Source organism: Streptomyces sp. NPDC047043, from assembly GCF_040644055.1.
Lineage (GTDB): Bacteria > Actinomycetota > Actinomycetes > Streptomycetales > Streptomycetaceae > Streptomyces.
Window position 1 is genome coordinate 126,909 of the sequence record NZ_JBEYVO010000023.1, and the last position, 17,863, is coordinate 144,771.

The 17,863-nt window shown below is 71.2% G+C and carries 16 protein-coding genes; 10 read left to right on the forward strand and 6 right to left on the reverse strand.

Annotated features, from left to right (window positions below):
* The first annotated feature begins 127 nt into the window (after nt 1-127).
* A complete protein-coding gene (locus tag ABZ880_RS32815) occupies nt 128-820 on the forward strand; it encodes a GntR family transcriptional regulator (protein ID WP_361270271.1) in 693 nt (230 codons plus the stop codon).
* A gap of 139 nt (nt 821-959) precedes the next feature.
* Here the strand turns inward: ABZ880_RS32815 and ABZ880_RS32820 are convergent, their stop codons facing one another.
* On the reverse strand, nt 960-1,241 hold the full coding sequence (locus ABZ880_RS32820; protein ID WP_361270274.1) for an HPr family phosphocarrier protein: 282 nt from the start codon (nt 1,239-1,241) through the stop codon (nt 960-962).
* Nucleotides 1,242-1,450: 209 nt separating this feature from the next.
* On the opposite strand from ABZ880_RS32820, the gene ABZ880_RS32825 reads away from it, so the two are divergent.
* The 4 genes from ABZ880_RS32825 to ABZ880_RS32840 all read left to right on the forward strand — a co-directional run bounded on the left by ABZ880_RS32825 (nt 1,451) and on the right by ABZ880_RS32840 (nt 6,843).
* Entirely contained in the window at nt 1,451-4,288 is a 2,838-nt protein-coding gene (locus tag ABZ880_RS32825) for a GNAT family N-acetyltransferase (protein ID WP_361270278.1), read from the forward strand.
* Between the two features lie 55 nt (nt 4,289-4,343).
* Entirely contained in the window at nt 4,344-4,940 is a 597-nt protein-coding gene (locus ABZ880_RS32830; protein ID WP_361270472.1) for a DUF5998 family protein, read from the forward strand.
* Complete coding sequence (locus tag ABZ880_RS32835; protein ID WP_361270281.1) at nt 4,940-6,133, forward strand: nucleotide pyrophosphatase/phosphodiesterase family protein; 1,194 nt, start codon at nt 4,940-4,942, stop codon at nt 6,131-6,133. The genes ABZ880_RS32830 and ABZ880_RS32835 overlap by 1 nt, the downstream gene beginning before the upstream one ends.
* A gap of 62 nt (nt 6,134-6,195) precedes the next feature.
* Nucleotides 6,196-6,843 carry a thymidine kinase gene (locus tag ABZ880_RS32840; protein ID WP_361270284.1) on the forward strand — a complete coding sequence of 216 codons (648 nt, stop codon included), beginning with the start codon at nt 6,196-6,198 and terminating at the stop codon, nt 6,841-6,843.
* Nucleotides 6,844-6,883: 40 nt separating this feature from the next.
* Here the strand turns inward: ABZ880_RS32840 and ABZ880_RS32845 are convergent, their stop codons facing one another.
* A complete protein-coding gene (locus tag ABZ880_RS32845) occupies nt 6,884-7,687 on the reverse strand; it encodes a VOC family protein (protein ID WP_361270287.1) in 804 nt (267 codons plus the stop codon).
* Nucleotides 7,688-7,971: 284 nt separating this feature from the next.
* Between ABZ880_RS32845 and ABZ880_RS32850 the strand changes: the two genes are divergently transcribed.
* Complete coding sequence (locus ABZ880_RS32850) at nt 7,972-8,823, forward strand: sulfurtransferase (protein WP_361270290.1); 852 nt, start codon at nt 7,972-7,974, stop codon at nt 8,821-8,823.
* 90 nt (nt 8,824-8,913) lie between these two features.
* Here ABZ880_RS32850 and sepH read toward each other — a convergent pair whose 3' ends face one another.
* The 3 genes from sepH to ABZ880_RS32865 all read right to left on the reverse strand — a co-directional run bounded on the left by sepH (nt 8,914) and on the right by ABZ880_RS32865 (nt 12,875).
* Entirely contained in the window at nt 8,914-9,963 is a 1,050-nt protein-coding gene (gene sepH / locus ABZ880_RS32855; protein ID WP_361270293.1) for a septation protein SepH, read from the reverse strand.
* Nucleotides 9,964-10,357: 394 nt separating this feature from the next.
* Nucleotides 10,358-11,677 (reverse strand): D-arabinono-1,4-lactone oxidase, encoded by a 1,320-nt coding sequence (locus tag ABZ880_RS32860; RefSeq protein WP_361270295.1) that lies wholly within the window; start codon nt 11,675-11,677, stop codon nt 10,358-10,360.
* A complete protein-coding gene (locus ABZ880_RS32865) occupies nt 11,637-12,875 on the reverse strand; it encodes an MFS transporter (protein ID WP_361270298.1) in 1,239 nt (412 codons plus the stop codon). The genes ABZ880_RS32860 and ABZ880_RS32865 overlap by 41 nt, the downstream gene beginning before the upstream one ends.
* A 184-nt stretch (nt 12,876-13,059) precedes the next feature.
* Here ABZ880_RS32865 and ABZ880_RS32870 point away from each other — a divergent pair, with 184 nt between their 5' ends.
* Entirely contained in the window at nt 13,060-14,187 is a 1,128-nt protein-coding gene (locus tag ABZ880_RS32870) for a ferrochelatase (protein WP_361270301.1), read from the forward strand.
* Between the two features lie 8 nt (nt 14,188-14,195).
* Entirely contained in the window at nt 14,196-15,011 is an 816-nt protein-coding gene (locus tag ABZ880_RS32875) for an inositol monophosphatase family protein (protein WP_361270302.1), read from the forward strand.
* 182 nt (nt 15,012-15,193) lie between these two features.
* On the opposite strand, the gene ABZ880_RS32880 is transcribed toward ABZ880_RS32875, so the two are convergent.
* Nucleotides 15,194-15,358, reverse strand: a complete 165-nt coding sequence (locus ABZ880_RS32880) for a hypothetical protein (protein WP_361270305.1) — start codon at nt 15,356-15,358, stop codon at nt 15,194-15,196.
* 428 nt (nt 15,359-15,786) lie between these two features.
* Here ABZ880_RS32880 and ABZ880_RS32885 point away from each other — a divergent pair, with 428 nt between their 5' ends.
* Both ABZ880_RS32885 and ABZ880_RS32890 read left to right on the forward strand, forming a co-directional pair.
* Nucleotides 15,787-16,440: a response regulator transcription factor gene (locus ABZ880_RS32885; RefSeq protein WP_031165802.1), complete on the forward strand. Its 654-nt coding sequence runs from the start codon at nt 15,787-15,789 to the stop codon at nt 16,438-16,440.
* Nucleotides 16,441-16,446: 6 nt separating this feature from the next.
* Nucleotides 16,447-17,685, forward strand: coding sequence for a HAMP domain-containing sensor histidine kinase (locus tag ABZ880_RS32890; RefSeq protein WP_361270308.1), 1,239 nt, complete (start codon nt 16,447-16,449; stop codon nt 17,683-17,685).
* The last annotated feature ends 178 nt before the right edge of the window (nt 17,686-17,863 follow it).

Here is a 17,863-nt window from a genome sequence, read left to right on the forward strand (position 1 = left end):
TCGCCTTGCTGTCCAAAAAATATCCATGGATTCCGGCCCGCCGTCGGAAATTCCGGCTCCGTGCAATAGAGTCACGGAACACACGTCAATCATCGACGTTTCACGGGGATTAAGTCGGAGGTCGGTCATGCGTATTCCGGCGCACTCGGTGTGCACGGCGATCCGGGACGACATCGTCGCCGGTGTCTACGAGCGCGGCAGCCGGCTCACCGAGGAACTGCTCGCGCGCCGCTACGGCGTCTCGCGCGTCCCCGTGCGCGAGGCCCTGCGCACTCTGGAGGCCGAGGGCTTCGTGGTGACCCGGCGGCACGCGGGCGCGTGTGTGGCGGAACCGACCGAACAGGAGGCCGCCGACCTGCTGGAGATGCGCATGCTGCTGGAGCCGCTGGGTGCCTCCCGGGCCGCCCAGCGGCGCACCGAGGCCCACCTCAAGGTGCTGCGCGGTCTGGTCAGACTGGGCCAGGAGCGGGCCAGGAGGGGCAACAGCGAGGATCTGCGCTCCCTGGGGGGCTGGTTCCACGAGACCCTCGCACAGGCCTCCGGCAGCCCCGCCCTGACCTCGATGCTGACCCAGCTGCGGCACAAGATCGCCTGGATGTACACCGTGGAGGCGCCCGCCAACCCCGTGGAGTCCTGGGCGGAGCACGGCGCGATCGTCGACGCCGTGGCCCGCGGCGACAGCGAACGCGCGCGGGCGGTGACGACGCTGCACACCGAGCGCTCGAGCGCGGCGCACCGGCTGCGCTTCGGCGGACCGGACCGCGCAAACGGTGTGAGGAACTCGCAACATGCCGTAAACATGTCGAGCCTGCGGCATTAACACGGGCGCCGTATACAAAGAGGAGAGAATTCGCGGGGGATTATTTCTGCTGCCCGCGATCGAGAATTCTGCAGCCCCGGTACGGGAAATGCGAAGGGCCCGCCCGATAATTCGGACGAGCCCTTCTGTGGTGCCGTGATCAGACGGTCTCGGGAAGCTCCTCGAGGCCTTCGGAGACGAGCTTCGCCAGACGGTCGAGGGCGATGTCCGCACCCTCGGCGTCGGAGGCGAGGACGATCTCCTCGCCGCCCTGGGCGCCCAGGCCCAGGACCGCCAGCATGGAGGCCGCGTTGACGGGGTTGCCGTCGGCCTTGGCGATCGTCACCGGGATACCTGCGGCCGTGGCGGCCCGGACGAAGATGGAAGCGGGGCGGGCGTGGAGGCCCTCGGCCCAGCCGACGTTGACGCGGCGCTCAGCCATGTGATGCTGCCCTTCACTGTCTCAGGGTTGTCTAGACCAGTTTCCCACACGTGAAGCATGCCCGGAGCGGTCCTTCGTACCGTCCGGAGTGAGTGGTCGGACCGCGGCCTCGGCCCGACTTCCGTCCTCTTGCGTTCTCCACGGACTGCTGTGCGTTCTCCACAGACTGCCTCGCGCCGTTGTCGGACGCGAGCCGTACTCTGGGGCCCATGCAGACCTCGCCGGACCGGCACGAGTACCCCGCCCACTGGGAGGCCGACGTGGTGCTGCGCGACGGCGGCACCGCACGCATCCGGCCCATCACCGTTGATGACGCCGAGCGCCTGGTCAGCTTCTACGAGCAGGTGTCGGACGAGTCGAAGTACTACCGCTTCTTCGCGCCCTACCCGCGTCTGTCCGCAAAGGACGTCCACCGCTTCACGCACCACGACTTTGTGGACCGGGTGGGACTCGCGGCCACCATCGGCGGCGAGTTCATCGCCACCGTACGCTATGACCGCATCGGCGCCGATGGCATGCCCGCGTCGTCGCCTGCCGACGAGGCCGAGGTCGCCTTCCTCGTCCAGGACGCCCACCAGGGGCGCGGCGTCGCCTCCGCCCTCCTCGAGCACATCGGCGCGGTCGCCCGGGAGCGCGGCATCCGCCGCTTCGCCGCCGAGGTGCTGCCCGCCAACACCAAGATGATCAAGGTGTTCATGGACGCCGGGTACACCCAGAAGCGCAGCTTCGAGGACGGCGTCGTACGCCTGGAGTTCGACCTCGAACCCACCGACCGCTCGCTGGCCGTTCAGTACGCGCGCGAGCAGCGGGCCGAGGCGCGGTCCGTGCAGCGGCTGCTGGTGCCCGGCTCGGTCGCCGTCGTCGGCACCGGCCGCACACCCGGGGGAGTGGGCCGCAGCATCCTCGACAACATCAGGGACGCCGGCTTCACGGGGCAGTTGTACGCGGTGAACAAGGCCCTCCCCGAGGACGTCAAGGAGCTCGACTCGGTCCCCGCGTACCGCTCGGTGCGGGACATCGACGGGCCCGTCGACCTCGCGGTCGTCGCCGTGCCGGCCGAGCACGTCCCCGATGCCGTCACCGAGTGCGGGGAGCACGGCGTGCAGGGGATCGTCGTCGTCTCCGCCGGATACGCCGAGAGCGGCCCCGACGGGCGCGAGCGCCAGCGCGAACTCGTACGGCACGCGCGCACGTACGGCATGCGGATCATCGGGCCGAACGCCTTCGGGATCGTCAACACGTCCCCCGGCGTACGGCTGAACGCCTCCCTCGCCCCTGAGATGCCGCGCCCCGGACGGATCGGCCTGTTCGCCCAGTCCGGCGCCATCGGTATCGCGCTGCTGTCCCGGCTGCAGCGACGCGGCGGCGGCGTCACTGGGGTCACGGGCGTCTCCACCTTCGTGTCGTCGGGCAACCGCGCGGACGTCTCCGGCAACGACCTCATCCAGTACTGGTACGACGACCCGGACACCGACGTCGTCCTGATGTACCTCGAGTCCATCGGCAACCCGCGCAAGTTCACCCGCCTCGCGCGACGCACGGCCGCCGCGAAGCCGCTGGTCGTGGTCCAGGGCGCCGGCTCCGCCCCGCAGGGGCATGCCGTACGGGCCACGCGGCTGCCGCACACCACGGTGTCCGCGCTGCTCAGGCAGGCCGGAGTGATCCGCGTCGACACGATCACCGAGCTGGTCGACGCGGGGTTGCTGCTCGCGCGGCAGCCGCTGCCGACGGGACCCCGGGTGGCGATCCTGGGGAACTCCGAGTCGCTGGGACTGCTGACGTACGACGCCTGTCTCTCCGAGGGGCTCAGGCCGCTCAGGCCGCTGGACCTGACGACGGGGGCATCGGCCGAGGACTTCCACGCCGCGCTGTTGCGGGCGCTCGGGGACGACTCGTGCGACGCGGTGGTCGTCACCGCGATCCCGGCGATCGGCGAGATGTCGCCCGGGGACGCGGAGCTGGCGGAGGCCCTGCGCTCGGCCGCGGAGGCCGTCCCCGGCAAGCCCGTCCTGGTGGTGCATGTGGAGCTCGGCGGGCTCGCGGAAGCACTGTCGGCCGCGGCGAGCACCGCACCCCAGGCCGGTTCGAGCCCACCCGCCGGTGCCCGACTGCGCCCCTCGCAGATGCTGCCCCCCACCACACCGGCGGCACAGCCGGCCCCCGCCGGCAGCGTCCCGTCGGAGTCCCGCCTCATCCCCGCCTTCCCCGCTGCCGAGCGGGCCGTCCGAGCCCTCGCCGAAGCCGTCAAGTACGCCCAGTGGCGGCGCGACAGCGCCGACCCCGGCAAGGTGCCCGAGTACGAGGACATCGACGAGAAGGGCGCCGCGCAGCTCATTGACGGCATGCTCGCGCGCGGACAGGGCCTCACGCTCGGCACCGAGGAGACGTGCGAACTGCTCGGGCGGTACGGCATCGCCGTACGCAGAGCGGTCCCCGCCTTCACCGCCGACGACGCCGCCCGGGCCGCCGAGACCCTCGACTACCCCGTCGCCCTCAAGGCCACCGCCCCGCATCTGCGCCACCGCGCCGACCTGGGCGGCGTACGACTGGATCTCGCGGACGAGGAGCAACTGCGGCGCGCGTACGCCGAGTTGACCGAGCTCTTCGGGAACCCGGAGGAGCTGCGGCCGGTCGTGCAGGGGATGGCACCGCGGGGCGTCGACACCGTCGTACGGGCAGTGATCGATCCGGCCGCCGGCGCGGTGCTCTCCTTCGGGCTCGCCGGAGCCGCCTCCCAGCTGCTCGGCGACATGGCGCACCGCCTGATCCCGGTCACCGACCGGGAGTCGACCTCCCTGGTCCGGTCGATCCGGACGGCACCGCTCCTGTTCGGCTGGCGCGGCTCCACACCGGTCGACACACCTGCACTGGAAGAGCTGCTGCTGCGCGTCTCACGCCTGGTCGACGACCACCCGGAGGTCGTGGCGGTGACCCTGGAGCCGGTCGTCGTCGCACCGCGCGGTCTGAGCGTTCTCGGCGCCTCCGTGCGCCTCGCACCCCCGCCCGCCCGCGACGACCTCGGCCCGCGCACACTTCCCGTCTACTGAGCCGTGTACCGAGACAGCCCTGAGCGGTGCCTCGCAGTCAGTGGGCCACCGTAGGATGGACGTCATGGCCAAGACCAGTACGACGACCCAGGGGCTGCGAGCGGCGATCGAGCGCAGCGGCTACTACCCGGCCCTCGTGGCCGAGGCGGTGGAGGCCGCCGTGGGCGGCGACTCCATCCGGTCGTACCTGGTCCACCAGGAGACGACGTTCGACCAGAACGAGGTGCGGCGGCACGTCACGGTGCTCGTCCTCACCGGCAACCGCTTCATCGTCAGCCACACCGACGAGCAGGCGGCCGACACCACCTCCCCGACGCCGTACGCCACGACCTCGACGGAGTCCGTGAAGCTCGGCCGGATCTCGTCGGTCGTGGTCAGCCGCGTGGTCGCCAACCCGGAGCAGTACACGGTGGGCACACTGCCCCGCGAGGTCGTCCTCACCATCGGCTGGGGCGCCGTCTCCCGCATCGACCTCGAGCCCGCCGCCTGCGGCGACCCCAACTGTGAGGCCGACCACGGGTACACGGGCAACTCCACGGCGGACGACCTCAGCCTGCGCGTCAGCGAGGCCGGCGACGGACCGGAGACGGTGCGCCAGGCCCTCGCCTTCGCCCAGTCGCTCTCCGAGGCGACCGCGGACACCACCCGATAATGGTCCACGCCGCCCCCTGGGACGCCCACCCCGAACCCCTCTCCGTCGACTCCGCGCCGCTGCCCGAGTACGGCTGCGGCTCCCTCGCCGACCTCCTGCCGACCCTGGCCGCCGGCATGGGCGTACCCGGCACGACGGCCGCGATCACGGAGCTGGCCCCCGCCGACCGGAACTGCGTGTTCCTGATCGACGGCCTGGGCTGGGAGCAGCTGAAGGCGCACCCGGACGAGGCGCCCTTCCTGCACGCCCTGATGAGCAGCTCGCGCGGGGGCACCGGCCGCCCGCTGACCACCGGCTACCCGGCGACCACCGCGACCTCCCTCGCCTCCGTCGGCACCGGCCTGCCGCCCGGCGCGCACGGCCTGCCCGGTTACACCGCACGCAATCCGGACACCGGCGAGCTGATGAACCAGCTGCGCTGGCAGCCGTGGACCTCGCCGCGCGCGTGGCAGCCGTACCCCACCGTCTTCCAACTGGCCCATGACGCGGGCGTGCACGCCGCGCAGGTGTCGTCGCCGACCTTCGAGAACACCCCGCTGACCAAGGTCGCGCTCAGTGGCGGAACGTTTTACGGGCGGCTGTCCGGCGAGGACCGCATGGACCTCGCGGCCGAGCAACTGGCCGCCGGCGACCGCTCCTTGGTCTACACGTACTACGCCGAGCTCGACGGCGCCGGCCACCGCTTCGGCGTCGCCTCCGACACCTGGCGCGGCCAGCTCATGTACGTCGACCGGCTCGTCCAGCGCCTCGCCGAGCAACTCCCGCCGCGCACCGCGCTCTACGTCACCGCCGACCACGGCATGGTCGACATCCCCTTCGACGAGCAGCACCGCATCGACTTCGACGAGGACTGGGAGCTGCGCGCCGGGGTCGCCCTGCTCGGCGGCGAGGGCCGCGCCCGCCACGTGTACGCGGTGCCGGGCGCCGAGAGCGACGTACTGACCTGCTGGCGCGAGGTCCTCGGCGAGCAGTTCTGGGTGGCCTCGCGGGACGAGGCGATCGCGGCGGGCTGGTTCGGCCCGCACATCGACGACCGCGTGTACGCGCGCCTAGGCGACGTGATCGCGGCCGCGCGCGACGACGTCCTGATCATCGCCTCCGAGCGGGAGCCGAAGGAGTCGGCGATGGTCGGCAACCACGGTTCGATGACCCCTGCCGAACAGCTGGTCCCCCTGCTCGAAGTACGCTCCTGAAGCCCGCCCGTACCTGACGCCCCGCCCGTAGCCACTTCTTGCCGAAAGGTGCTCAACTCTCCATGCCCGAGCTGGTGTTCTTCTCCGGAACGATGGACTGCGGGAAGTCCACGCTGGCTCTGCAGATCGAGCACAACCGCTCGGCACGCGGCCTGGCGGGCATGATCTTCACGCGCGACGACCGCGCGGGCGAGGGGAAACTCTCCTCCCGGCTGGGCCTGGTGACGGACGCGGTGGAGGTCGAGGACGGCCAGGACCTGTACGTCTACCTCGTCGACCACCTGTCGCAGGGCGGCCGCGCGGACTACGTCATCGCCGACGAGGCGCAGTTCCTGGCGCCGGAGCAGATCGACCAACTCGCGCGTGTGGTCGACGACCTGGGCCTGGACGTCTACGCCTTCGGCATCACGACCGACTTCCGCTCCAAGCTCTTCCCGGGCTCCCAGCGCCTGGTCGAACTCGCCGACCGGGTAGAGGTGTTGCAGGTCGAGGCCCTGTGCTGGTGCGGTGCCCGCGCCACGCACAACGCGCGCACGATAGGCGGCGCGATGGTCGTCGAGGGCGCCCAGGTGGTCGTCGGCGACGTCAACCAGGCGGACGCCATCGGCTACGAGGTCCTGTGCCGCCGCCACCACCGCCGCCGCATGACGGCGGCTTCGGCCCGGGCGGCGGCGCTCTCCCCGGACGTACTGCCGGTGTCGCAGGTCTAGGCCGCAGAGACCTTTCCTCGGCTCGGTCGGCCCGGCCGTCTCAGCGCGTGCTCTGGATCAGGGAGAACCGGGCCCCTTCGGGATCCGACACCGTGGCCACCCGGCCGTGCGCGCTGTCGCGCGGGGACTTCAGGACATGGCCGCCCAGGTCGACCAGGCGGGTCACCGCGTCGTCCGTGTCGGCGACTTCGAAGTACGTCATCCAGTGCGGGCCCCGGTCGCGGGGCAGGGCGTTGCCGACGCCGTGGATGCCGGCGACCGGACGGCCCTCGATGTGCAGGGTCACGTAGTCGAAGTCGGCGGAGACCACCGGCTCCTCCTCGTAGCCGAAGACCGTCTCGTAGAACTTGGCGACGCTCGCCGACTCGAAGGTCAGCAGTTCGTTCCAGGCGGGGGTGCCGGGCACGCCCGTGATGGCCGTGCCGCGGTGCGCCGCCGCCTGCCAGATGCCGAAGACGGCGCCGGAGGGGTCCGAGCCGATCGCGAGGCGGCCCGCCTCGGCGGCGTCCAGGGGGCCCACCCCGATCGTGCCGCCGCACAGCCGTACCGTCTCGGCGGTCAGATCCACGTCGTCCGAGGCCAGGTAGGGCGTCCAGGCGATGGGCAGATGGCGGTCCGGCGGCAACTGGCCGATGCCCGCCACCTCGTGTCCGTCGAGCAGTGCCCGCACATACGGGCCGAGCTGCTGGGGGCCCGGCTCGAACTGCCAGCCGAACAGCGAACCGTAGAACTCCTGGGTCGCGGCCAGACCGTGCACCATCAGACTCACCCAGCAGGGCGTGCCGGGCGTGTGCCGAGCGTGCGTCTCGCCGTTCGGGCCGGCCGACCCCCGTGCCTCGGTCATCGTCACTCTCTCCTCGACCCCTCGTGGAGGCCGCGTTGCTTCCGCTCTCCGGATCCCCGTGCCGATGCTCGCACCCCCTGTGCTGCCGTGCGCTCCGGGCGCGCCGCACGCGAGGAGGATGCCCGGTGTGCGGTTTCCCGTCCGTTTCCGTGCGATTGCCGACGGCCGTCGATCGGCTGTACAGCATGTGCCCGAACCCGTACGCCTCGTGATCGGGCCTGTCCGGCCGAGCAGAGTAGCCGGACATGGACGATGCGGCCACCCCGTGCGCAAGGATGGTGGCCATGAACGCCATCATCTCCGCTTCCGAACTCGCCGGCGACCTCGCGGGACGGCGCCCGCCCGTGCTGCTCGACGTCCGTTGGCAGCTCAGCGTGGCCAAGGCGGCCGGCGAGCCGCCCTTCGACGGCCGGGCCGAGTACGCGGCCGGGCACATCCCCGGTGCCGTCTACGTCGACCTGGACACCGAGCTCGCCGCCGCACCCGGCGAGGGCGGCCGTCACCCGCTGCCCGACCTCGAGGTCTTCGGCGCCGCGATGCGCCGGGCGGGCGTCTCGGCCGGGACACCGGTGGTCGTGTACGACGGCGGGCAGGGCTGGGCCGCGGCCCGTGCCTGGTGGCTGCTGCGCTGGACAAGTCACCCGGACGTGCGGGTCCTGGACGGCGGGTTGCCGGCCTGGGAGGGGGAACTGGAGACGGCGGTGCCGACGCCGCCCGAGGGCGACTTCGCGCCGGTGCCGGGAGCGGCGGGGCTGCTGGACGCGGACGACGCGGCGGCGGTGGCCCGGGCCGGGGTGCTGTTCGACGCACGCGCGGGCGAGCGCTACCGGGGCGAGGTGGAGCCGATCGACCGGGTCGGCGGACACATCCCGGGAGCCGTGTCCGCGCCGACGAACGAGAACGTGGGGGCCGACGGGCGATTCCGGTCGGCCGAGGAGCTGGCCGAGCGCTTCAAGTCCCTTGGTGCAACGGACGGTTCGGAGGTCGGCGTGTACTGCGGTTCGGGCGTCTCCGGTGCACACGAGGTGCTGGCGCTGGCGGTCGCGGGCATCGACTCGGCGCTGTACGTGGGGTCCTGGTCCCAGTGGTCGTCGGATCCGTCGCGTCCGGTGGCGGTCGGGCCGGATCCGCAGTAGTCCGTACGACGCACCGTCCGTACGACGCGGAACACGACGCGGAAAGGGCCGCGCTGTCGAACAGCGCGACCCTCATCCTCGTACGACCTGCTACTCCTGCTTCTTGCGCCGTGTCCCGAACACGATCTCGTCCCAGCTCGGGACCGCCGCGCGGCGGCCCGGGCGGACGCCGTCGGCCTCGGCCTGGCGGTCCGTGGCGCCGACGAGTCGGTCGCGGTGGCTGCCGACGGAACGCGGCATGAGGACGTCCGCGTAGGCGGAACCGGCCGAGGCCGCGGGCGCCGGGGGCTCCTCCTCCGCAGGTTCGGCAGCGGCGGCGGGCTCCTCCGGCGGTGGCGGCGGAGGAGACGCTTCTGCGGGGCGCTCCGGGACCACCAGGTCGCCGCGGAAGCTCGGTACCGCCTCCAACAGGCTGGTCAGCGAGTCCCGTTCGCCCGTGCTCTCCTCTGCGGGCTCGGACGCCTGCGCGGGCAGGCTCGGCCGCTCGAGGGCACGGTCCAGCGGGCGGTCGCGCGGCAGCCGTGCGATGCGCGGGACGAACGGAAAGCTGGGCTCCGGCGCGGCGAGGTCCTCGGACTCGCCGATCAGCGAGCGCGCCTCCTCGTCGACGGCCTGGACGAGCCGCCGGGGCGGGTCGTACGTCCAGCTCGCCGAGTGCGGTTCGCCCGCCACCAGGTAGACCAGCAGGACCTCCCAGGTGCCGTCGTCGCGGCGCCAGGAGTCCCACTGCACGGTGTCCTTCTCGGCACCGCGCAGCAGCAACCGCTCCTGGACGGCCTCGCCGAGCTGCGGTCCGGCGTTCTCACCGGGCCTGCGGACGGGTGTCTTGCGGGCCCGCTCGGCCATGAACGCACGCTCCGCGAGCACGGGGCCCTCGAAGCGGCGTACGCGGTCGACGGGGATGCCTGCGAGCTGGGCGACCTCTTCCGCGGTGGCACCGGCGCGTATACGCGCCTGGATGTCGCGGGGGCGGAGATGGCTCTCGACCTCGATCTCGATCTGGCCGAGGCGGGGACGGTCACCACGGACCGCCGCACGCAGCCGCTCGTCGATCGGAAGCGTGTACTCCGTTGAGTCGGCAGCCTTCAGCACCAGCCGTGTGCCGTCATTCGAGACGGCCACGACACGCAGTTCGGGCATGGGGACCTCCCGGGTGGTGCCTGCCGACGTCACGTGCGTCGCTGCTTCCGCTAGTCGAGTGTGGCCTGCCCGGGTGCAGCCTGCCACAACCTTGCCGAGTTGCCCGGCGTGTCGGGCACGGGCCCTGGATCGCCGTTATGGCACGGTTACCTATTCGCAACGCTAAGTGACCAACTCCGTCACCCTGTGCAACTAGCCCCCTCCTGGCGGTCCTTGGAAGCCGCGGACACCCTGGCGGGAGACCGGACCCAGGGCTCGCAACAGTACTCCATTCGGGCCACGTGCGTGGATTGGCACGCCGCTCAACTTCTTGCAAGGGGCAGGACTCGGCCGCCCGTTGCGGGTTTTCGGGATCTTGTACGTGGCGTACTTCACGTAATCGCCGGAAACGGAACTACGCCCCCAACACCCGCCGCAAGTAGTCGTTCTGGAAGAGCCGGTCCGGGTCGAGCCGGTCCCGCAGCGCGGTGAACTCGCCGAAGCGCGGGTAGACCCCGGCGAAGTACTCGGCGTCCCGCGTGTGCACCTTGCCCCAGTGCGGCCGGCCCTCGTGCGCGGTGAAGATGCGCTCGGCGGCGGTGAAGTACGCCTGGTAGGGCGTGCCCCGGAACATGTGGACGGCGACGTACGCGCTGTCGCGGCCCGATGCCGTGGACAGCGTGATGTCGTCGGCGGGGGCCGTGCGCACCTCGACGGGGAAGCTGACCTTCAGGCCGGAGCGGTCGAGCATCGCCTTGAGTTCGCGCAGCAACTCGGCCAGGGCCTCGCGCGGAACGGCGTACTCCATCTCCACGAAGCGCACCCGGCGCGGTGAAGTGAAGACCTTGTAGGGAATGTCCGTGTAGGTGCGCGCGGACAGGGCCTTGCTGGAGATCTGGGCGATCGTCGGGACCGTGGCCGGGGCCGCCCGGCCGACCCACTGGGCCACCTGGAAGACGCCGTTGGAGAGGAACTCGTCCTCGAACCAGCCCGCGAGTTGACTCACCGGCTTCTCGGGGCCTGCGCTGCGGTTGTTGCGCTTGGTGTTGGTGCTGCCGGTGTGCGGGAACCAGTAGAACTCGAAGTGCTCGTTCTCGGCCCAGAGTTCGTCGAAGTCGGCGAGCACCTTGTCGAAGGGCATCGGCTCCTCACGGGCCGTGAGCAGGAAGATCGGCTCCACGGCGAAGGTGATCGCGGTGACGATGCCGAGCGCGCCGAGGCCGATCCGGGCGGCCGCGAAGACCTCCGGGTTCTCCTTCTCGGAGCAGGTGAGGACCGAGCCGTCGGCGGTGACCAGCTCAAGTCCCCTGATCTGGGCGGCGATCGACGCCGACTCGCGGCCCGTGCCGTGCGTGCCGGTGCTGGTGGCGCCGGAGACCGTCTGCTCCATGATGTCGCCCATGTTGGTCAGCGACAGACCCTCGCGGGCCAGGGCCATGTTGAGCCTCTTGAGCGGAGTGCCGGCCTCGACCGTGACCGTCATGGCGTCGCGATCAATCTTGCGGATGCCGGTCAACAGTTGAGGACGGATCAACACACCGTCGGTTGCGGCAATGGAAGTGAAGGAGTGCCCCGAGCCCACGGCCTTCACCGTCAGGCCGTCCTCCGCGGCCTGCCGTACGGCCGCGGACAGTTCGTCCACGGACGCCGGAGTCACCTCCCGTGCGGGACGCGCCGCGACGTTGCCGCCCCAGTTACGCCACGTGCCGTTCTTCCCGCTCGCTGTGCTGCTCAACGGTGCCTCCCCGACGCGGAGCCGGCCTGCTGAGCCGGCGGTACCCCAGGAAACCGACCGCGACCGCGACGGCCCCGGACACCGCCGGAACCCCGTACCCGGCACGCGCGCCGGCCGCGTCGATGACCCAGCCGGCCACCGAGGAGCCGAGCGCGACGCCGACCGCGAGGCCGGTGCTCACCCAGGTCATGCCCTCGGTCAACTGCGCGCGTGGTACGTGCTCTTCGATGAGGGACATCGTCGTGATCATCGTGGGAGCGATGGACAGGCCCGCAACGAACAGCGCCACGGCCAGAAACGGCAAGTTTCCGACCAGTAGGAGGGGGATCATACTCACGGCCATCGCGCATATGCCCAGCAGCCAGCGAGGTGCGGGCGCCCCCTTGAAGTGCAGCAGCCCGAACACCACTCCGGCCACGCAGGAACCCGCCGCGTACAGGGCGAGCACGATGCTCGCCGCCCCCTTGTGCCCCTGCTCGTCGGCGAAGGCCACGGTGACCACGTCGACGGATCCGAAGATCGCCCCGGTCGCCGCGAAGGTGGCCACCAGGACCTGCAGGCCACGCGCGCGCAGTGCCGAGCCGCCCCCGTGGTGCTCGCGCGGGTGCGGCTCGGGTTCGGTGGCGCGCTGCGCGGTCAGCCAGAAGACGCCGACCGCCAGGAAGCAGGCGGCGAGCAGCGGCCCGGCCTCCGGGAACCAGGCCGTGGACAGGCCGATGGAGATGATCGGCCCGAAGATGAAGCACACCTCGTCCACCACGGACTCGAAGGAGTACGCGGTGTGCAACTGCGGAGTGCCCCGGTACAGGGCCGCCCAGCGGGCGCGGATCATCGCGCCGAGGCTCGGCACGGAGCCGATGCCGGCGGCACACACGAACAGCACCCAGTCCGGCCACTCGAAGTGCGCGGCCAGCAGCAGCCCGGCCGCCGAGACGAGCGCCACGAGCGTCGCCGGACGCAGCACCCTGCGCTGCCCGTGCTGGTCCACCAGCCGGGAGATCTGCGGCCCGATCGCCGCGGCGGCCAGCGCGATGGTTGCCGAGAGGGCGCCCGCGAGCCCGTAGCGCCCGGTGAGCTGGGAGACCATCGTGACCACGCCGATGCCCATCATCGACAGCGGCATCCGGCCGAGGAGACCCGCGGCGGCGAAGCCCTTGGTGCCGGGGGCGGCGAACAGGGCGCGGTAGGGGCTGGGCACGGCGGGCTCCGGTCAAGGAAGGGCTGCGGATCGGCTGGGCGCCTGGTAAGGCGCGAATGCAGCCGATACAGCTTACGAGTTAGGCGACCCTAATGCACCCCGCCGCACCTGCCGGACCCGTCGGGAACCCGGGTGGTCATCCCGCCGTTTCCCGGCTGTCAGTACCGGATGACAGGATCGACCCATGCGAGACGTGCTCGACGCCACCCCCTACGACGCCCTGCTCCTGCTCTCCTTCGGCGGGCCCGAGGGCCCCGACGACGTGATCCCGTTCCTGGAGAACGTCACGCGCGGGCGCGGAATCCCCAAGGAACGCCTCAAGGAAGTCGGCGAACACTACTTCCTGTTCGGCGGGGTCAGCCCCATCAACGACCAGAACCGTGCCCTGCTGGACGCCCTGCGCAAAGACTTCGCGGACCACGGCCTGGACCTGCCGATCTACTGGGGCAACCGCAACTGGGCGCCCTACCTGACGGACACCCTGCGCGAGATGGTCGCCGACGGCCACCGCCGCATCCTGGTCCTGGCCACCAGCGCCTACGCCTCGTACTCGGGCTGCCGTCAGTACCGCGAGAACCTCGCGGACTCGCTCGCCGCCCTTGAGGCCGAGGGCCTCGACCTCCCCAAGGTCGACAAGCTGCGGCACTACTTCAACCACGAGGGCTTCCTGGAGCCCATGATCGAAGGCGTCCTGCAGTCGCTGGCCGACCTCCCCGAGGACGTCCGTGACGGCGCGCACCTCGCGTTCTCGACGCACTCCATCCCCACGGTCTCCGCGGACACCTCCGGCCCGGTCGAGGACCACGGCGACGGCGGGGCGTACGTGAAGCAGCACCTGGACGTGGCGCAGCTGATCGCCGACGCGGTCCGCGAGCGCACCGGCGTCGACCACCCCTGGCAGCTCGTCTACCAGTCGCGCTCCGGCGCCCCGCACATCCCGTGGCTCGAGCCCGACATCTGCGACCACCTCGAGGAGCGGCACGCGGCGGGCGTCCCGGCCGTCGTCATCTCGCCCATCGGCTTCGTCTCCGACCACATGGAGGTCCTCTACGACCTCGACACGGAGGCCAAGGCCAAGGCCGCGGAGCTGGGCCTGCCGATGCGCCGCTCGGCGACCGTCGGCGCCGACCCGCGCTTCGCCGCCGCGATCCGCGACCTCGTGGTCGAGCGCGCGGGCGTGGAGCGCGGCGCCGAGGTCACCCCCTGTGCCCTGGGCGCGCTCGGTGCGAGCCACAACCTCTGCCCGGTGGGCTGCTGCCCGGCCCGCGCCCCGCGCCCGGCCGCCGCGGGCGTCGACAGCCCCTACGCGTGAGGAGCCCCGTGACCGACCCCCTGCACCAGGAACTGCTCGCGCTGGCCCAGGAGGCCGCCCGCCGCGCCGGAGAGCTGCTGCGGGACGGCCGCCCGGCCGACCTCGCGGTCGCCGCGACCAAGTCGAGCCCGATCGACGTGGTCACCGAGATGGACATCGCGGCGGAGAAGCTGATCACCGATCTGATCTCCGAGCACCGCCCGGACGACGGCTTCCTGGGCGAGGAGGGCGCCTCCACCGAGGGCACGAGCGGCATCCGCTGGGTGATCGACCCGCTCGACGGCACGGTCAACTACCTGTACGGACTGCCCACTTGGGCCGTCTCCATCGCCGCCGAGCAGGACGGCGAGACGGTGGTCGGGGTCGTCGCGGCCCCGATGCGCGGCGAGACGTACCACGCGGTGCGCGGGGGCGGGGCCCGGGCCACGGGCGCCCGGGAGGGCGAGCTCGAGCTGGCGTGCCGCCCGGCGCCGCCGCTGGACCAGGCGCTGGTCTCGACGGGCTTCAACTACGTCAGCGAGGTCCGCACCCACCAGGCCGAGGTCGCCCGCCGGCTGATCCCCTTGCTCCGCGACATCCGGCGCAGCGGCTCGGCCGCGGTCGACCTGTGCGACGTGGCGGCCGGCCGCCTGGACGGCTACTTCGAGCGCGGCCTGAACGCGTGGGACCTCGCGGCGGGCGACCTCATCGCCCGGGAGGCGGGCGCGCTGACCGGTGGCCGCCCCGGAGAGCGCCCCGCACGCGACCTGGCGATCGCGGCCACCCCGGGCGTCTTCGAGCCCCTCCAGCGCCTCCTGGAGGACTTCGGCGCCTGGCACGACTGAATTGCTTCGTTCGCCTACGGGGGCGCCTCAGCCGGCTCCGGCTCTCCACGCGGCCGGTGTCGTCGGCCCGGTCGCCGTTGGAAAGCCCTCGCCGTGTGCTGTCGTTGAAGGGGCCAAAGAGCAGCAACCCCCGGCGCTGGATTCGCCGGGGGTTGCTGTCGTGCGTACGCGCTGATCAGACGCTATGCGCCGACCTCCACACCGTGCTCGGCGGCGAGGCGGCGCAGGTCGTCGAGTTCGCCCTGCTCAACCTCGACGAGGAAGTCGTCGCCCTCGTTGCGAGCCCGCGTCAGATCGGACTCGGTCGCCCTTATGCGCTGCAGAAGTCCTGCGGTGAATGCGTCCATGCTGCGCCCCCTCGTCCTGGGTCGTGGGTCGGGTGGCACGGGGGTGTGCCGTTCGGAAGGGGCGATCACGTCTCCTGCAGGTGCCCAGCACTGCCCGCGCCGGGCGGCGACGGTGCCGGACACCCACGCCCACTCTGCGGAAAGCGGATTGCGCCGTACCGCATGGTGTTGCGGCACTAGCAGAGCGTGATCGCGGGGTATGAACCGTCCTCCCCCCGCTCCCTTCCACGGAAACCTCAACCCGGCGAGAAAATCTCGCATTCCCGGGTCTCACACCTGTCCTTCATCCTGCCCTCATCCACAGCCCACCCGTCTTACAGCCGACTTATGGCCGAAAAGGGCAGGATGGAGGCACACACTCATGAAGACCCCGGCCCGCGTGTGCCCTTGCAGGCGCTACGCGGGTGGACACAGGAAGGACAAGCGACGTGCGCGTACTCGTCGTCGAGGACGAGCAGCTGCTCGCCGATGCGGTGGCCACCGGACTGCGCCGGGAGGCCATGGCCGTCGACGTCGTGTACGACGGTGCGGCCGCCCTGGAGCGCATCGGCGTCAACGACTACGACGTGGTCGTCCTCGACCGCGACCTCCCGCTCGTCCACGGCGACGACGTCTGCCGCAAGATCGTGGAGCTCGGCATGCCCACGCGCGTGCTGATGCTCACGGCCTCCGGCGACGTCAGCGACCGGGTCGAGGGCCTGGAGATCGGCGCCGACGACTACCTTCCCAAGCCGTTCGCGTTCAGCGAGCTCATCGCACGCGTGCGTGCCCTCGGCCGGCGCACCAGTGTGCCGCTGCCGCCGGTCCTGGAGCGCGCCGGCATCAAGCTCGACCCCAACCGCCGCGAGGTCTTCCGCGACGGCAAGGAGATCCAGCTCGCGCCGAAGGAGTTCGCCGTCCTTGAGGTGCTGATGCGCTCCGAGGGCGCGGTCGTCTCCGCGGAACAGCTGCTGGAGAAGGCCTGGGACGAGAACACCGACCCGTTCACGAACGTCGTGCGCGTCACCGTCATGACCCTGCGCCGCAAGCTCGGCGAGCCGCCTGTGATCGTCACCGTGCCCGGCTCCGGCTACCGGATCTGATGCCCGATGGCTGCAACACCCGCTCTCCCCACCGCACCCCCCAAGCCCACTTGGGACCCCAGGAAGCCGGAGCCGCAGTTCCCCTGGCTGCGCCCGACCATCCGCATACGGCTCACGTTGCTGTACGGCGGCATGTTCCTGATCGCCGGCATCCTGCTGCTGTCGATCATCTACCTGCTGGCGGCCCAGGCCCTGCATGAGGGCAGCGGCCAGTCCTTCTCGATCTCCGGCGCCAACCTCGACATCACCAGCTCCACCTGCCCCGCCCTGAACTCGGCGCCGAAGAGCGAGTTCAACACGATCCTCAAGCAGTGCGACGCCGTCCAGCGCCAGCACGCCCTCGACGACCTGCTCAGCCGCTCGCTGCTGGCCCTGCTCGGCCTCGCCGTCATCGCCTTCGCCTTCGGCTACGCCATGGCCGGCCGCGTCCTGTCGCCGCTCGGCCGCATCACGCGCACCGCGCGCGCGGTGGCGGGTTCGGACCTGTCCCGCCGTATCGAGCTGGACGGCCCGGACGACGAGCTCAAGGAGCTGGCGGACACCTTCGACGACATGCTGGAGCGCCTTCAGCGCGCCTTCACCGCCCAGCAGCGCTTCGTCGGCAACGCCTCGCACGAGCTGCGAACCCCCCTCGCGATCAACCGCACGCTCCTCGAGGTGCACCTGTCCGACCCGAACGCGCCGGCGGAGCTGCAGCAGCTCGGCAAGACGCTGCTGGCCACCAACGAGCGCAGCGAGCAGCTCGTGGAGGGCCTGCTGCTGCTCGCCCGCAGCGACAACCAGATCGTCGAGCGCAAGCCGGTCGACCTCGCCGAGGTCGCCGCGCAGGCCGTCGACCAGGTGCACGCGGAGGCGGACGCCAAGGGCGTGGTGATCCGCGGCGAGCAGAAGCCCGCGGTCGTCCAGGGCAACGGCGTGCTGCTGGAGCGGATTGCGCTCAACCTCGTGCAGAACGCCGTGCGGTACAACGTGCCGGACGAGGGCTGGGTCGAGGTCACCACCGAGGTCCAGCACGGCCAGGCGGTCCTGGTCGTGGCCAACACCGGACCCGTCGTACCGGCGTACGAGATCGACAACCTCTTCGAGCCCTTCCGGCGGCTGCGTACGGAGCGCACGGGCAGCGACAAGGGCGTCGGCCTCGGTCTGTCCATCGTGCGGTCCGTGGCGCGGGCGCACGGCGGGCATATTTCGGCACAGCCGCGCGAGGGGGGTGGGCTCGTGATGCGGGTCACCCTGCCCATCTGAGATCATGTCGCCGACACACGGGGATGTTCGCTTTGCGCGGAATTTTCTGGCCGCCGAATGGAGCAGCACGTGTGTGATCGATCACAAGGGCGATTTTCCAGCCATCTACTCTCCGTGATCATGCACGCAGGCGGAAAGCCGGGAAAATCCGGGTTTTCGGGTGTCCTGATCACGGGAA

Bases quoted from the DNA above. Each gene is read 5' to 3' on its own strand.
- ABZ880_RS32815 (WP_361270271.1), top strand. From the start codon at position 128: ATGCGTATTCCGGCGCACTCGGTGTGCACGGCGATCCGGGACGACATC.
- ABZ880_RS32820 (WP_361270274.1), bottom strand. From the start codon at position 1,241: ATGGCTGAGCGCCGCGTCAACGTCGGCTGGGCCGAGGGCCTCCACGCC.
- ABZ880_RS32825 (WP_361270278.1), top strand. From the start codon at position 1,451: ATGCAGACCTCGCCGGACCGGCACGAGTACCCCGCCCACTGGGAGGCC.
- ABZ880_RS32830 (WP_361270472.1), top strand. From the start codon at position 4,344: ATGGACGTCATGGCCAAGACCAGTACGACGACCCAGGGGCTGCGAGCG.
- ABZ880_RS32835 (WP_361270281.1), top strand. From the start codon at position 4,940: ATGGTCCACGCCGCCCCCTGGGACGCCCACCCCGAACCCCTCTCCGTC.
- ABZ880_RS32840 (WP_361270284.1), top strand. From the start codon at position 6,196: ATGCCCGAGCTGGTGTTCTTCTCCGGAACGATGGACTGCGGGAAGTCC.
- ABZ880_RS32845 (WP_361270287.1), bottom strand. From the start codon at position 7,687: ATGACCGAGGCACGGGGGTCGGCCGGCCCGAACGGCGAGACGCACGCT.
- ABZ880_RS32850 (WP_361270290.1), top strand. From the start codon at position 7,972: ATGAACGCCATCATCTCCGCTTCCGAACTCGCCGGCGACCTCGCGGGA.
- sepH (WP_361270293.1), bottom strand. From the start codon at position 9,963: ATGCCCGAACTGCGTGTCGTGGCCGTCTCGAATGACGGCACACGGCTG.
- ABZ880_RS32870 (WP_361270301.1), top strand. From the start codon at position 13,060: ATGCGAGACGTGCTCGACGCCACCCCCTACGACGCCCTGCTCCTGCTC.
- ABZ880_RS32880 (WP_361270305.1), bottom strand. From the start codon at position 15,358: ATGGACGCATTCACCGCAGGACTTCTGCAGCGCATAAGGGCGACCGAG.
- ABZ880_RS32890 (WP_361270308.1), top strand. From the start codon at position 16,447: ATGGCTGCAACACCCGCTCTCCCCACCGCACCCCCCAAGCCCACTTGG.